This window comes from Reyranella sp. (assembly GCF_052439685.1).
Classification (GTDB): Bacteria; Pseudomonadota; Alphaproteobacteria; order Reyranellales; family Reyranellaceae; genus Reyranella.
Genome location: NZ_JBQVQG010000008.1, coordinates 36,576 through 49,873 on the forward strand (window position 1 = coordinate 36,576; position 13,298 = coordinate 49,873).

At 64.3% G+C, this 13,298-nt stretch carries 13 protein-coding genes; 11 read left to right on the forward strand and 2 right to left on the reverse strand.

The window, feature by feature from the left end:
- The first annotated feature begins 74 nt into the window (after positions 1 to 74).
- Genes ACT6UX_RS12665 through ACT6UX_RS12695 form a run of 7 tightly spaced genes read left to right on the forward strand, consistent with a single transcriptional unit; the run spans position 75 to position 6,958 of the window.
- Positions 75 to 1,427 carry an MmgE/PrpD family protein gene (locus ACT6UX_RS12665; RefSeq protein ID WP_444775520.1) on the forward strand — a complete coding sequence of 451 codons (1,353 nt, stop codon included), beginning with the start codon at positions 75 to 77 and terminating at the stop codon, positions 1,425 to 1,427.
- A gap of 48 nt (positions 1,428 to 1,475) precedes the next feature.
- Entirely contained in the window at positions 1,476 to 1,964 is a 489-nt protein-coding gene (locus ACT6UX_RS12670; protein WP_444775521.1) for a MaoC family dehydratase, read from the forward strand.
- Positions 1,964 to 3,124 (forward strand): acyl-CoA dehydrogenase family protein, encoded by a 1,161-nt coding sequence (locus tag ACT6UX_RS12675; protein ID WP_444775522.1) that lies wholly within the window; start codon positions 1,964 to 1,966, stop codon positions 3,122 to 3,124. Before ACT6UX_RS12670 ends, ACT6UX_RS12675 begins: the two co-directional genes overlap by 1 nt.
- Positions 3,124 to 3,618, forward strand: a complete 495-nt coding sequence (locus ACT6UX_RS12680; protein ID WP_444775523.1) for a MaoC family dehydratase — start codon at positions 3,124 to 3,126, stop codon at positions 3,616 to 3,618. Before ACT6UX_RS12675 ends, ACT6UX_RS12680 begins: the two co-directional genes overlap by 1 nt.
- Positions 3,615 to 4,841 carry a CaiB/BaiF CoA transferase family protein gene (locus ACT6UX_RS12685; protein WP_444775524.1) on the forward strand — a complete coding sequence of 409 codons (1,227 nt, stop codon included), beginning with the start codon at positions 3,615 to 3,617 and terminating at the stop codon, positions 4,839 to 4,841. The genes ACT6UX_RS12680 and ACT6UX_RS12685 overlap by 4 nt, the downstream gene beginning before the upstream one ends.
- An 11-nt stretch (positions 4,842 to 4,852) precedes the next feature.
- A complete protein-coding gene (locus ACT6UX_RS12690; RefSeq protein WP_444775525.1) occupies positions 4,853 to 5,767 on the forward strand; it encodes an HpcH/HpaI aldolase/citrate lyase family protein in 915 nt (304 codons plus the stop codon).
- A gap of 9 nt (positions 5,768 to 5,776) precedes the next feature.
- Positions 5,777 to 6,958 (forward strand): MFS transporter, encoded by a 1,182-nt coding sequence (locus ACT6UX_RS12695; protein ID WP_444775526.1) that lies wholly within the window; start codon positions 5,777 to 5,779, stop codon positions 6,956 to 6,958.
- Here the strand turns inward: ACT6UX_RS12695 and ACT6UX_RS12700 are convergent.
- Entirely contained in the window at positions 6,955 to 7,905 is a 951-nt protein-coding gene (locus ACT6UX_RS12700; protein ID WP_444775527.1) for a Bug family tripartite tricarboxylate transporter substrate binding protein, read from the reverse strand. The genes ACT6UX_RS12695 and ACT6UX_RS12700 overlap by 4 nt on opposite strands.
- A gap of 60 nt (positions 7,906 to 7,965) precedes the next feature.
- Between ACT6UX_RS12700 and ACT6UX_RS12705 the strand changes: the two genes are divergently transcribed.
- On the forward strand, positions 7,966 to 9,552 hold the full coding sequence (locus ACT6UX_RS12705) for an ABC transporter substrate-binding protein (RefSeq protein ID WP_444775528.1): 1,587 nt from the start codon (positions 7,966 to 7,968) through the stop codon (positions 9,550 to 9,552).
- A 41-nt stretch (positions 9,553 to 9,593) separates the two neighbouring features.
- Complete coding sequence (locus tag ACT6UX_RS12710) at positions 9,594 to 10,097, forward strand: VOC family protein (RefSeq protein ID WP_444775529.1); 504 nt, start codon at positions 9,594 to 9,596, stop codon at positions 10,095 to 10,097.
- Positions 10,098 to 10,112: 15 nt separating this feature from the next.
- Here ACT6UX_RS12710 and ACT6UX_RS12715 read toward each other — a convergent pair whose 3' ends face one another.
- Positions 10,113 to 10,853 (reverse strand): dienelactone hydrolase family protein, encoded by a 741-nt coding sequence (locus tag ACT6UX_RS12715; protein WP_444775530.1) that lies wholly within the window; start codon positions 10,851 to 10,853, stop codon positions 10,113 to 10,115.
- 77 nt (positions 10,854 to 10,930) lie between these two features.
- Between ACT6UX_RS12715 and ACT6UX_RS12720 the strand changes: the two genes are divergently transcribed.
- Positions 10,931 to 12,145 (forward strand): ABC transporter substrate-binding protein, encoded by a 1,215-nt coding sequence (locus ACT6UX_RS12720; protein WP_444775531.1) that lies wholly within the window; start codon positions 10,931 to 10,933, stop codon positions 12,143 to 12,145.
- Between the two features lie 14 nt (positions 12,146 to 12,159).
- On the forward strand, positions 12,160 to 13,212 hold the full coding sequence (locus tag ACT6UX_RS12725) for a WD40/YVTN/BNR-like repeat-containing protein (protein ID WP_444775532.1): 1,053 nt from the start codon (positions 12,160 to 12,162) through the stop codon (positions 13,210 to 13,212).
- Positions 13,213 to 13,298: the final 86 nt, after the last annotated feature.

Here is a 13,298-nt window from a genome sequence, read left to right on the forward strand (position 1 = left end):
GCGCGAAAGCCCCGATGGTGGACAAGGCGGCGTGTGCTGGCCGACACTTGCGCCATAAAACTCAGGAGGAAAACATGGCAGCCGTCGTTCCGGTCACGGCCGAAATCGCCAAGCGCGCCGCCGCCCTCGCCTGGCAGGACCTGCCGGAGGATCTGGTCGAACGCACCAAGCAGTGCCTGCTCGACTGGTTTGCCGTCACCATCGCCGGTGCACAGGAAGATCTGACGAACATCCTGATCGCCGAGGCGCTCGAGGATGGCGCCAAAGGTCCCGCGACCCTGGTCGGCCGCTCCGAGACCGTGCTGCCCTCGACGGCGGCCCTGATCAACGGCGCAGCCAGCCACGCCCTCGACTATGACGACGTGAACTTCTCGATGGGCGGCCATCCCACCGTCACCGTCGTGCCGGCCCTGCTGGCGCTGGGCGAGCAGATGAAGGCGTCGGGGCGTCTGTTCATCGAAAGCTTCGTCGCGGGTTACGAGACCTCTGGCCGCGTCGGCCGGCTCGTGGCACCCAGTCACTATCAGAAGGGCTTCCACGTCACCGGAACGGTCGGCTCCTTCTCCGCCGCCGCCGCCGCGGGCCGCATGCTGGGCCTCGACGACCGCCAGCTCGCCGTCGCGTTCGGCATTGCCGCCACGCAGGCCGCCGGCCTCAAGTCCAACTTCGGCACCATGTGCAAGCCCCTGCATGCCGGCACCGCTTCGGAACACGGATTGCGCGCTGCTCGGCTGGCCGCCAGAGGCTTCACCGCGCGCGGCGACTCGCTGGAGTGCGACCAGGGATTCGCCTCTTCACAGAGCGACCATCTGAACGCCGAGACGGCGTTGGGCGAGCCGCCCTCGGGCTGGCACCTGCGCAACAACCTCTTCAAGTACCACGCGGCCTGCTACCTGACGCACGCCCCCATCGAGTGCGCCAAGGAAATCCGGCTGAAGAACAATTTCCCGCCCGAGCGGGTGCAGAAGATCCTGCTGCGGATCGATTCAGGCGCCGACAAGGTCTGTAACATCCCCAACCCGACGACCGGCCTCGAAGCCAAGTTTTCGCTGCGTCAGACCGTGGCGATGGCGCTGACCGGCGTCGATACCGCCAATCTCGACTCCTATAACGAGGCCGTGACCCAGGAGCCGCGCATCAAGGAGCTGCGCGACAAGATGGCGATCGAGTTCCAGCCGCACTGGGCGCACTCGCTGGCCGAGATGACGATCCAGCTCGACGACGGCACGACCATCGAAGTCACCCACGATTCGGGAATCCCCTGGGCCGATATCGGCAAGCAACGGCAAGCGATCGAAACCAAGTTCGACAGCCTGGTAACGCCGCTGCTCGGCACCGCTGGCGCCCGCCGTCTGCAGGACGCGATTGAACGTATCGACGGCCTCGACGATGTCGGCGAACTCGTACGTGCGTCGGCGAAGAAATAATCATATTGCTCTCCCCCGTCAGGGCGAGAGGCGTAAACAGGAGTACGAATGAAAGAGGATTTCAGGGCCCGCGCCCGGCTGGTGCCCAAGGGCAACCGCTATGAGGATTTCGAAGTCGGCCGCGTGTTCAGGCACCATTGGGGTCGCACGATCACCGAGTCGGAGAGCACGCTCTTCACGACGCTGACCTTGCACTTCAATCCGCATTACTACAACGCCGCTTACGCCCAGGCCCACGGCCATCCCGGCATCGTGGCCAATCCCCTGCTCGTCTTCACGACGGTGTTCGGTCTCACGGTCGAGGATCTGAGCGAGGGTGGCGGGCCGTTCCTAGGCGTCAACGAACTCACCTATCACCAGCCTGTCTATCCCAGCGATTCGCTGCGCGCGGAATCGGTCGTCCTCGACCGCCGTGTCTCGGATTCCCACAAGGGGTTCGGGATCGTTACGTGGCACAGCAAGGGCTTCAACCAGCGCGAAGAGCTCGTCATCGACTTCAAGCGCACCAACCTCGTCCGTCTCAGGAATTCCAACTAATGCCTTTCCTCACCGAAGAGCGCCGCATGATCCAGGAGCAGGCGCGCGAGTTCACGCTGAACGAAGTGCTGCCCGTCGCCAACAAGCTCGATCCCGAGAAGGGCGACATCCCGATGGATCTGCGCGACAAGATGGCCGAGCTCGGCTATTTCGGCATCCTGATCCCGGAAGAATATGGCGGCCTTGGACTCGGCTGCTCGGAATACTGCCTGGTGACGGAAGAGCTGTCGCGCGGCTGGATGAGCGTCGCCTCCATCATCGCCCGTGGCAACCTGCTGATCGGCTCGCACAAGATGAGCGAGGAACAGCGCAGGCGTTACCTGCCGCGCATGGCCAAGGGCGAATTCCTCGGCGCCTTCTCGATGTCGGAGCCCAATGCCGGCTCGGACATCTCCAACATTTCCTGCCGGGCCAAGAAGGATGGCGACAGCTATCTGATCAGCGGCAACAAGTACTGGTGCACCTTCGCCGACGGCGCCGACTTCATGATCATCATTGCGCGCACGTCCGAAGCGCCTCCGGGCAAGCGTCACCTCGGCCTGTCGATGTTCTTCGTCGAGAAGAAGCGTGGCGAGCTGATGCCGGGTTGCAGCGGGTCGCCGATTCCCAAGATCGGCTATTTCGGCTGGAAGACCTGGGAACTCGCGTTCGACAATTGCCGGGTCAAGGCCGAGGACATGATCGGCGATGAAGGCCAAGCGTTTTACTACGCGACAGCCGGTCTCGAGACCGCCCGCGCCCACACCGCCGCCCGCGCGATCGGTCTGGCCCAGGGCGCCCTCGACGATTCGATCCGCTACGCTGGCGAGCGCCGCCAGTTCGGCCAGTCGATCTCGGAGTTCCAGGCGATCCGCTTCAAGATCGCCGACATGGCGACGCAGATCGAAGCCGCCCGCCAGCTCAACTACTTCGTCTGCGAGCAGATCGACACCGGTCAGCGCTGCGACAAGGAAGCGTCGATGGCCAAGCTGTTTGCCTCCGAGATGGCGGAGCGGGTCTGCAGCGAAGGCCTGCAGATCCATGGCGGCGCCGGCTATACGACCCTGCATGCCGTCGAGCGTCACTGGCGCGACGCGCGTCTCACCAAGATTTTCGAAGGCACCTCGGAAATCCAGAAGCGCATCATCTCCGATCGCCTGCTCGGCCGCGGGAGGAACTGATGCCAGCTTCAAGTCTCAAAGTCTCCGCACTTACCGGCAGGCACAACTACTTCGAGGACTTCACGGTCGGCGACGTGATGAAGCACGCGCGCGGCAAGACCGTGGAGCCGATGGAGCAGGTCTGGATCACCAACGTGACCATGAACACGGCCGAGGCCCACTTCAACGAGCACTTGACCCAGTCGACGCCCTACGGCCAGCGCCTGGGCTTCGGCGGCGTCACCATCTCCATGTGCATCGGCCTCGCCGCCGAGGACACCGCGGAGAATGCGCTGATGGAACTCGGGATGGACAAGATCCGCCTCAAGGGTCCGCTCCATCACGGCGACACGCTCTACTGCTACACCGAGGTGCTGGAGAAGAAGGACGCCCAGCAGGACGACGCCGGCGTCGTCCGCTTCAAGCACTACGGCGTGAACCAGGACGACAAGCACATCTTCGAAGGCGAGCGCACCGTCCTGATCAAGCGCCGCAGTCACTGGGGAGACAAGTGAGCGGCACTGAAGTTCTGGGTGCGCTTGATGGCGTGAGGATCGTCGACCTCACGCAGATGCTGGCCGGCCCCTACTGCACGATGCTGCTGGCCGACCAGGGCGCGGAGGTCATCAAGGTCGAGCCGCTCGACGGCGACCACACCCGCATCATCGGGCCGTATCACGTAGACGACAGGCTGAAGGCGTTCGGCGGTTACTTCGCCTCGGTCAACCGCAACAAGAAGTCGATCGCCATCGACCTCAAGACGGAGGCCGGCCGCGACCTCGTCCTGAAGCTCTGCGACAATGCCGATGCGGTGGTCGAGAACTATCGCGGCGGCGTCATGGATCGCCTGGGCCTCAGCTACGAGACCCTGCACGCCCGCAACCCGAAGCTGGTCTATGCGACCATCCGCGGCTTCGGCGACGTGCGCACCGGCAAGAGCCCTTACTCGGACTTTCCGGCCTACGACGTCATCAGCCAGGCGATGGGCGGCATCATGGCCATCACCGGCCCCGACAAGGACACGCCGATGAAGGTCGGGCCGGGCGTCGGCGACATCGTGCCCGCGATCACCTGCGCCTTCGGCATCGTCTCGGCGATCCTGCGCGCCTACAAGACCGGCCAGGGCCAGTTCGTCGATGTCGGTATGGTCGACGCGATCCTCGCGGTCTGCGAACGCATCATGCACCAGCACTCCTATGCCCAGACGCTGCCCCACCCCGAGGGCAATCATCATCCCCTGCTCTGCCCGTTCGGCATGTTCCCGGCCGGGGACGGGTTCGTGACGATCGCGGCCCATGCCGACGCCCACTTCCCGATCCTGTGCCGGCTGATCGACAAGCCCGAGTTCGCAACCGATCCGCGGTTCATCACCGTGCAGGATCGGCGTGCCAACCAGGACGTGCTCATCGCCGCAGTGTCCGACTTCACGCGCCAGCGCACGAAACAGGAGCTGCTGGCGCATTTCGGCGGCAAGGTACCTTTCTCGCCCGTCTACAACGTGCGGGACATCGTGGCCGATCCCCACTTCAAGGCGCGGGACATGCTGCCCTGGGTGCCCCATCCCGGCCTCGACCACGAGGTCCAGATCGCAGGCGTCGCCGTGAAGATGACCGAGACTCCCGGCAAGGTGCGCCATCGCGCGCCGTTGCTGGGCGAACATACCGACGAGTATCTGAAGACCATCGGCTTCGGCGCGGGCGACATTGCCCGGCTGCGTGCCGACAAGATCGTAGCTTAAGGAGAAGATAGATGACCGACCGTCCCAAGCGCGCCCGCCGCGTCCAGCTCTCGACCCCGGGGTCGAGCGAGAAGATGATCCAGAAGGCCTCGGAGTCGAAGGCCGATCACGTCTTCCTCGACCTCGAAGACGCCGTCGCCCCCAGCCAGAAGCGCGACGCCCGCAAGAAGATCATCCAGGGCCTCAAGGAACTGAACTGGACAGGCAAGACGCGTTGCGTGCGCATCAACGACCTGACCACCGAATATGCCTACGAGGACATCATCGAGATCGTCGAGGGTGCCGGCGAGCATCTCGACACGATCATGATGACCAAGGTGCAGACGGTGTCCGACGTGCTGTTCGCCGACAAGCTGCTTCATCAGATCGAGAAGAAGCTGAAGATGAAGCGCAGGATCGGCCTCGAAGCGCTGATCGAGGAAGTCGAGGGCATGCAGAACGTCGACGCGATCGCCGCCTGCACGCCGCGCCTCGAATGCCTCGTTTTCGGCATGGGCGACTTCTCGGCCTCGATGGGCGTCACCAACAAGAATGTCGGCGAGACCGACGGCTACCCCGGTGACATCTGGCACTACGCCCGCTTCCGGCTCATCATGGCCTGCCGCGCCGCCGGCATCGATCCGGTCGACGGCCCATTCGCCGACTTCAAGAATCCCGACGCCTACCGCGAGGAGTGCAAGCGCTCCATGATTCTGGGCTGCGTCGGCAAGTGGGCGATCCATCCCTCACAGATCGACATCGCGCTCGATGTCTATTCGCCCAAGCCCGAGGACATCGCCCGCGCCCGCAAGCTCGAGAAGGCCTATGCCGAAGCCGAGGCGGCGGGCCTCGGTGCGATCAACGTCGACGGCATCATGGTCGACGTCGCCTCGATCCGCATCCTGCGCAACACGATCCTGAACAAGGCCGACCTCTACGGCCTGTAGGCCTCGGCCATGAAACGCGTGATCATCCCGGTGGCCAGCATGCTGGCCATCCAGGTGATGATCTCGCTTTCGGTGATATCGCTCAGCGTGATGATGCCCGAGGTCGCCCGCGACCTCGCCATCGATCCCAAGCTGGTCGGCATCTTCACGGCGATCATCTACGCCGTCGCGGCGAGCATGGCCCTCGCCGCGGCCGGACCGATCGTGCGGCTGGGCGCCGTGCGGGTCTGCCAGGCCGCGCTGCTCATGGCGGCGATCGGCCTCGCCTTCAACGCCGTGTCGGCCGTCGCCGCGACCGTGGTGGCGGTGATCTTCATCGGCGCGGCTCAAGGCCCGATCAATCCCGCCTCGGCGCACGTCCTTTCGCAACGCGTCCCGCGCGAATATTTCGGCATGGTCTTTTCACTGAAGCAGACCGGCGTGCCGATCGGCTTCGGCCTGGCCGGAATCATCTTTCCGTTCCTGCTGTCGGAGATCGGCTGGCGCGGCGCCAGCCTCGTCGCCGCCGGGACGGCCATCCTTGCGGCCCTCATCGTCGAGCCGTTGCGCCCCAGCCTCGACGTCGTCGCGACCACGCGCGGGCCGGCCAAGAGCATTTGGAAGTCCATCCGCTTCGTGCTGGGCCACCCCCAGCTGCGCGTGCTCGGGTGGTCGGCCTTCATCTACGTGGTCGCCCAACACACGTTCACCTTCTATCTCGTCACCTATCTCTACGAGCATTGCCGCCTGTCGATCGCCGAGGCCGGTGCACTGTTGACCCTGTCGCAGCTCGTCGGCACGGGGGTACGTCTGGTGAGTGGCGGTGCCGGCGACCGGTTTCCCCGCATGGCGCTCCTGGGATGGACCGGCATCGGCATGACCGTCGGCTGCATCGCCACCGGTCTCCTGGAGGCCGACACGCCCTTCTGGCTGATCTCTCTGGTCGTGATGGGCTACGGCTCGGTCGTCATCAGCTGGAATGGCACGTCGCAGGCTGAGTTTGCGCATCTCTCGCCCCCGGGCGAGGCCGCTCCCATTGCGGCAGTACAGACCGCCCTCGCCTTTTCGGGCGCCGTGTTCGGTCCCCCGATCTTCGCGCTGATCGCCTCGATGGTCAGCTACCGTATGGCCTTCTTTGCCGTAGCGGCCTGTGTCTTCGGGGCGGCGATCTGGCAGATCATCGCCGCCCGCCGACCGGTGGCAGGAGCTTAGGGCTCCTTCATCCCGGCGGTCGACACGATCTCGGCCCACTTCTTGGTTTCCGCCGCCTGGAAGGCCGCAAGCTCCTCGGGCGATCCGACGAACGAGATACCGTAACTGGTCTTCAGCAGGTTGAGATAGGCCGGCGACTTCGCCGCCTGGCGAACGAGAGCGTTGAGCTTGTCGATGATCGGTTTCGGCGTGCCCGCGGGCGCATAGAGCGCCGTCCAGGCCCACATCTCGAAGCCGGGAACGCCGCTCTCGTCCACGGTCGGGAACTGGTCGAGGCCCGGAATGCGCTGCTTGCTGGTCACCACGAGACCGCGCGCGCGTCCATCGAGGACGGGCGGCAGGCCAACTGTGAAGTCGGAGAAGATGATGTCGATACGCCCGCCCAACAGGTCGGCGATCGCCTGCGGCTGGGACTTGTAGGGCACGCCCAGCAGGTCGGTCCCGGTCATGATGCGGAACAGCTCTGCGCCGCCGCGGCTCGACCCGTTGCCGCTGCCGAAGCTCAGCTTGCCGGGCTGCGCCTTCGCAAGCGCAACAAATTCCTGGATCGTCTTCGCCGGGAGGTCGTTGCGCACCATCACGATCTGAGCACCAAGCGTGATGCCGGCGACCGGCGCGAAACTCTTCACCGGATCGTAGGCCAGCGACTTGTAGACGTGCGGATTGATCGCCTGGGTCGTCTGCGTGGTGAAGAACAGCGTGTAGCCGTCGGGTGCCGCCGCCGCCGCGGATTGGGCGGCTATCTGCCCTTCCGCGCCGGGCTTGTTCTCGATGACGACGGTCTGCCCGGTCTGCACGGCGATGTCCTGCCCGATCGCGCGCGCGGCGATGTCGGTCGCGGTCCCCGGCCCGAAGGCCGTAACGATCTTGATCGGCTTGGAAGGATAGTCCTGGGCGACGGCCGGCACCGCGAGCAGCATTCCGACCAGCAAACTGATGATCTTCATGACCCAACTCTAGGCACAGCGAAGTGCTAGCGTCATCACAAACAAAAGGAGGAAACGAAAATGAAGATCCCAGTATTGGCGCTCGCCGCGACCGTCGCGGCCCTGGCCGTTGCTCCCGCCGCCTGGGCGCAGAAATCCGGCGGCACGCTCAAGATCGCCCACATGGACAATCCGCCGAGCGCCTCGATCCACGAGGAGGCGACGATCTCGACCGTCATGCCGTTCATGTCGGTCTACAACAACCTCGTGATGTTCGATCCCAAGACCAAGCAGAACAGGCCTGAAAACATCATCCCGGAACTCGCCACCGAGTGGAAATGGAGCGACGACGGCAAGCAGCTCACCTTCAAGCTGCGAGACGGCGTGAAGTGGCATGATGGCAAACCCTTCACCAGCGCCGACGTCAAGTGCACCTGGGACATGGTAATCTCCGACGAATCGAAGCTGCGCAAGAACCCGCGCAAGACCTGGTACTTCAATCTCGAGAAGGTCACGGTCAATGGCGACCGCGAAGCGACCTTCCATCTCAAGCGCCCGCAGCCGTCGCTGCTCACCATGCTCGCCGCGGCCTTCTCGCCGGTCTATCCCTGCCACGTCTCGACGGCGCAGATGCGGCAGAAGCCGATCGGCACCGGTCCGTTCAAGTTCGTCGAGATGAAGCAGAACGAGTCGGTCAAGCTCGCGCGCAACCCGGACTACTGGAAGCCGGGCCGGCCCTACCTCGACGCGATCGAGTTCTCGATCATCCCCAACCGGGCAACCTCGCTGCTGACCTTCGTTGCCGGCAAGCTCGACATGACCTTCACCTCCGTCGTCACGCCGTCCATGGTCAACGACCTCAAGGTCCAGGCGCCGACGGCGATCTGCGAGGCGCAGCCGACGAATACCCAGGCCAACCTGCTGGTCAATCGTGAGAAGCCGCCCTTCGACGATGCGAAGGTGCGCCGCGCTATGGCACTCTCCATCGACCGCAGCGCCTTCAACGAGATCCTGGGCCAGGGCAACTACCGCATCGGCGGTGCGATGCTGCCGCCGCCGGAAGGGCTCTGGGGCATGCCCACGGAGTTCCTGACGAGCGTGGCGGGCTATGATCCAGACGTGGCCAAGTCGCGGGAGGAAGGCCGCAAGATCATGGCCGAACTTGGTTACACCTCCGACAAGCCGCTGAAGATCAAGGTCTCGACCCGGAACATCCCGAGCTATCGCGATCCGGCCGTCATCCTGATCGACCATCTGAAACACGTGAACATCCAGGCCGAACTCGAGCCGCTCGAAACCGCGGTCTGGTACAACCGGATGATGCGCCGCGACTTCTCCATTGGGATGAACGTCCAGGGCGTCGGCGTCGACGATCCGGATGTCGTCTTCTACGAGACCTTCCGCTGCGGTTCGGAGCGCAACTACACCAACTACTGCAATCCCGAGGTCGAGAAGCTGTTCGACCAGCAGTCGATGATGACCGACCTAGAGGCCCGTCGGAAGCTCGTGTGGGAAATCGACAAGAAGCTGCAGGAGGACGGCGCACGCCCGGTGATCCAGCATGGCTGGGGCGGCACCTGCTGGCGCCCGGAGGTCAAGGCCGTGAACCTTGCGGTCAACACCATCTACAATCACTGGCGTTTCGAGGATGTCTGGCTCGACCGCTAGGACGGCGTTAGACTCGGGCAGATGAATGATCGGAGGTTTCGATGATCAAGGGTCTGCACCACAATGCCTATCGCTGCCACGATTCGGAAGAGACGAGGAAGTTCTACGAGGACTTCCTCGGCCTCCCCCTCGTCCATACGCTGAAGATCGAGGAAACCAAGACCGGACGCGGGACCGGGGCCGGGGTTCTACACACCTTCTTCCAACTCGACGACGGCTCCTGCCTCGCTTTCTTCGAGGCACCGGACATGCCGTTCGCTTTCAAGGACCAGCACGATTTCGACCTCCACATCGCCCTGGAGGTCGAACCCGAGCATCTCGAGCGGATGTTCGCCAAGGGAAAGTCGGAGGGCCGCGAGGTCCGCGGCGTCTCCGATCATCATTTCATCCGGTCGATCTATTTTCGTGATCCGAACGGCTACGTGATCGAGCTTGCCGCCAAGGTGCCGGGTCAGGAATCAGCGATGGACCCGACGAAGAACGGCGCCCGCGCCAAACTCGAAGACTGGCAGGCGTGCAAGCCCGCCTCACGCGAAGCGCCCTGATCCTCGTCTCCGCGGTCAGCCGAGGTTTCGGCGGTAGAGGGCGATCAAGCGCTCCCAGTGCCGTTCGGCAGCAGGCTTGTCGTAGCACCAGCGTTGCGGGAAGGCGAAGCCGTGATGCACGGTGGGCTGGATCTCGAGCTCGCCCCTGGCGCCTGACTTGTCGAACAGCGCCTTCAGTTCCTTGACCATCTCGGGCGGCGCCAGTTCATCGTGCTCGGCGCAGGAAATGTAGAGTTCGCCTTTCGCCTTCCCGAGCGTCAGGTGCGGACTCTCGACCGCTTCGCTCACCAGCCAGGTGCCGTAGAAGGACGCCGCCGCCGCGATCCGGTCCGGATACCGCGCGGCCGCCGCCAGCGAATAGGGGCCGCTCATGCAATAGCCGTGGGTGCCCACTGGGCCCTTCTTCGATTCCTTCTGCGCGTCCGCGAAGGCGATCATCGCTGCCACGTCGTCCATGACCGGCGGGATCGTCATCTTGGTGCGGACGGACCGCATGCGCGCGTGCTCGTCGCTGCCATGCTTCAGCACGTCTGGCCCGTACTTCGTGTCGGTGCCGGCGCGGTAGTAGAGGTTGGGCTGCATCACGTAATAGCCGACCGTCGCCAGGCGCCGGGCCATGTCATAGAGCTCCTCCCGGATACCCGGCGCATCCATCAGGAAAAGGACCGGCGGGTACGGTCCGCCCCGCTCCGGGTAGCAGATGAAGGTTTCCATCGCCCCGTCCCGGGTCGGGATGTCCAGAATTTTCTCGATCATGGGATGTCTCCTCCGCCTTGCAGAATGCCGGGGCCTTGATAGGCTTCGCCCAATAACAAAGCCTAGGGAGAGAAACGATGAGACGGAACCTGTTCAGTACGGCCGCATTCTGCCTTGCGGCCTGGGCCCTGCCAGCGGCGGCCCAGCTTTCCGACAATACACTGAAGATCGGGGTCGCCACCGACCTGTCGAGCCTCTACGCCGACATCAACGGACCGGGCGCGGTGCTCGCCACCCAGATGGCGATCGAGGATTTCGGCGGCTCCGTGCTCGGCCAGAAGATCGAGTTCATTTCCGGCGACATCCAGAACAAGGCGGACGTCGCGGCCACGACGGTGGGTCGCTGGTTCGACAACGAGAAAGTCGACATGGTGATGGGGGCCGGCGCCTCCTCTTCGTCGATCGCGGCCGGCCGCGTCGCCGGCGACAAGAAGCGCATCTTCATCGCCCCGGATCCCGCCTCGTCGGACCTCACCGGCAAGCTCTGCAATCCCTACATGATCCATTGGGTCTACGACACGGCCGCGCTCGCCAATGGCACCGGCTCGGCAGTCGTCAAGGCCGGCGGCAAGACCTGGTTCTTCCTCACCGCCGACTATGCGTTCGGCTATGCGCTCGAGCGCGATGTCTCCGCCGTCGTCAAGAAGGCCGGTGGAACCGTGGTCGGCGGCGTCAAGCATCCGATCAACACCAACGACTTCTCGTCGTTTCTGCTGCAGGCGCAGGGCTCCAAGGCGCAGATCATCGGTCTCGCCAATGCTGGCGGTGATACGATCAACTCGATCAAGCAGGCTGCGGAGTTCGGCATCGTCAAGGGCGGCCAGAAGCTCGCGGGCCTGCTGGTCTTCATCTCCGACATCCATTCGCTGGGGCTCGAGCGTGCGCAGGGCCTGAACCTGACCGAGGCTTTCTACTGGGACCTCAACGACAAGACGCGCGCCTTCTCGAAGCGCTTCGCCGCCCGCTTCAACGGCAAGATGCCGACCTCCGCGCAGGCCGGCTTCTATTCGGCGACGCTCGCCTACCTGAACGCGGTGAAGTCGACGGGAACGGACAACGCCGAAAAGGTGATGGCCGCGATGAAGGCCGCCAAGTGGGACGACCCGCTGTTCGGCGCCAGCTATGTCCGCCAGGACGGGCGCAAGATGCACAACATGTATCTCTTCGAGGTGAAGAAGCCTTCCGAGTCGAAGGGCCCGTGGGACTACTACAAGCTGCTGGCTACTATCTCCGGCGAGGAAGCCTTCCGGCCACTGGCCGATAGCGAGTGCCCGCTGGTCAAGAAGAACTGAACCGGGAGTCCGAAATGGCTGAGCAGTCGAACCTCTATGTCGGCGTCGCCGGCTATTTCGGGAAGCCCGACCACAAGGGCCGCGTCGGCATCTTCCGTCGCGGCACCTCGGGCGGCGACTGGCAGCACGTGCTGGGCGCCGTCCAGGCCTTCACCGTCTTCGTCCATCCGCAAAATCCGGAGATCGTCTTCGCCGGAACGAACGACGGCGTGTGGCGCAGCACGGATCGCGGCGCCACCTTCCGCCGGACCGCCTTCCCTGACGCCGGCAAGCAAGTCTGGTCGTTCCTCGTCGACTCGCGCGATCCGGACAGGGTGTTTGCCGGTGCCTCGCCGATCGGCGTCTATCGCAGCGACGATGGCGGTGCGTCGTGGCAGGCCCTCCCCGCACCGGCCATCGACACGCACTGCACAGGCCCCTTTGCATCCCGCGTGATGCGGCTGGTCCAGCATCCCCGGCGCCACGACGAACTCTACGCCGCGCTCGAAATAAACGGCGTCATGCGCAGCATCGATCTCGGCCAGACGTGGACCGATTGCAGTGCCGGCCTGCTGAAGCTCGCCGAACAGGAACATCTCAAGAGCCGGATCGTGAGTGACACGACCGCTGAAGGCATGCTCGACGGTCATGCCGTCACCATCAACCCGGCCGATCCCGATGGGCTGTGGCTCGCCGTGCGCATGGGCCTGTTCCGCAGCAGCGACCAAGGCCGTACCTGGAAGGACATGGAGGTCGGCCGTTTCTCGCCCACCACCTATGGTCGTGACATCCGCGTCTCGCCCGTCGAGTCCAACACCCTCTATTCCGCCCTCTCCGTCGCCGCGGCGAGCCAGGACGGCGGCCTCTATCGCAGCGAGGATGGCGGCGAGAGCTGGACGCGCTTCGACAAGGTCAAAGTGCACGGCACCATCATGTCGATCGGCCTGCATCCGACCGATGCCGGACAGGTCTATATCGGCGCCCGCTACGACGGCGAGGTCTTCGGCACCCGCGATGCCGGCAGGACCTGGCAGGCGATGCCGCTGCCGGGAGAGGTCCAGCACATCTATTCGCTGGCGTGCGGGTGATCATTGGAGCGCGCCCCAGCCCGGGGGGCATGATGATGATTAGGGGCCCGGGGGTGGGGCGGGCCAATGAGTCGATTTAGTGAGCG

What these genes read in the sequence shown, in the direction of transcription:
- ACT6UX_RS12715 (WP_444775530.1), bottom strand. Translation starts at nt 10,853, where the DNA reads ATGATCGAGAAAATTCTGGACATCCCGACCCGGGACGGGGCGATGGAA.
- ACT6UX_RS12670 (WP_444775521.1), top strand. Translation starts at nt 1,476, where the DNA reads ATGAAAGAGGATTTCAGGGCCCGCGCCCGGCTGGTGCCCAAGGGCAAC.
- ACT6UX_RS12690 (WP_444775525.1), top strand. Translation starts at nt 4,853, where the DNA reads ATGACCGACCGTCCCAAGCGCGCCCGCCGCGTCCAGCTCTCGACCCCG.
- ACT6UX_RS12665 (WP_444775520.1), top strand. Translation starts at nt 75, where the DNA reads ATGGCAGCCGTCGTTCCGGTCACGGCCGAAATCGCCAAGCGCGCCGCC.
- ACT6UX_RS12695 (WP_444775526.1), top strand. Translation starts at nt 5,777, where the DNA reads ATGAAACGCGTGATCATCCCGGTGGCCAGCATGCTGGCCATCCAGGTG.
- ACT6UX_RS12710 (WP_444775529.1), top strand. Translation starts at nt 9,594, where the DNA reads ATGATCAAGGGTCTGCACCACAATGCCTATCGCTGCCACGATTCGGAA.
- ACT6UX_RS12725 (WP_444775532.1), top strand. Translation starts at nt 12,160, where the DNA reads ATGGCTGAGCAGTCGAACCTCTATGTCGGCGTCGCCGGCTATTTCGGG.
- ACT6UX_RS12700 (WP_444775527.1), bottom strand. Translation starts at nt 7,905, where the DNA reads ATGAAGATCATCAGTTTGCTGGTCGGAATGCTGCTCGCGGTGCCGGCC.
- ACT6UX_RS12705 (WP_444775528.1), top strand. Translation starts at nt 7,966, where the DNA reads ATGAAGATCCCAGTATTGGCGCTCGCCGCGACCGTCGCGGCCCTGGCC.
- ACT6UX_RS12720 (WP_444775531.1), top strand. Translation starts at nt 10,931, where the DNA reads ATGAGACGGAACCTGTTCAGTACGGCCGCATTCTGCCTTGCGGCCTGG.
- ACT6UX_RS12675 (WP_444775522.1), top strand. Translation starts at nt 1,964, where the DNA reads ATGCCTTTCCTCACCGAAGAGCGCCGCATGATCCAGGAGCAGGCGCGC.
- ACT6UX_RS12680 (WP_444775523.1), top strand. Translation starts at nt 3,124, where the DNA reads ATGCCAGCTTCAAGTCTCAAAGTCTCCGCACTTACCGGCAGGCACAAC.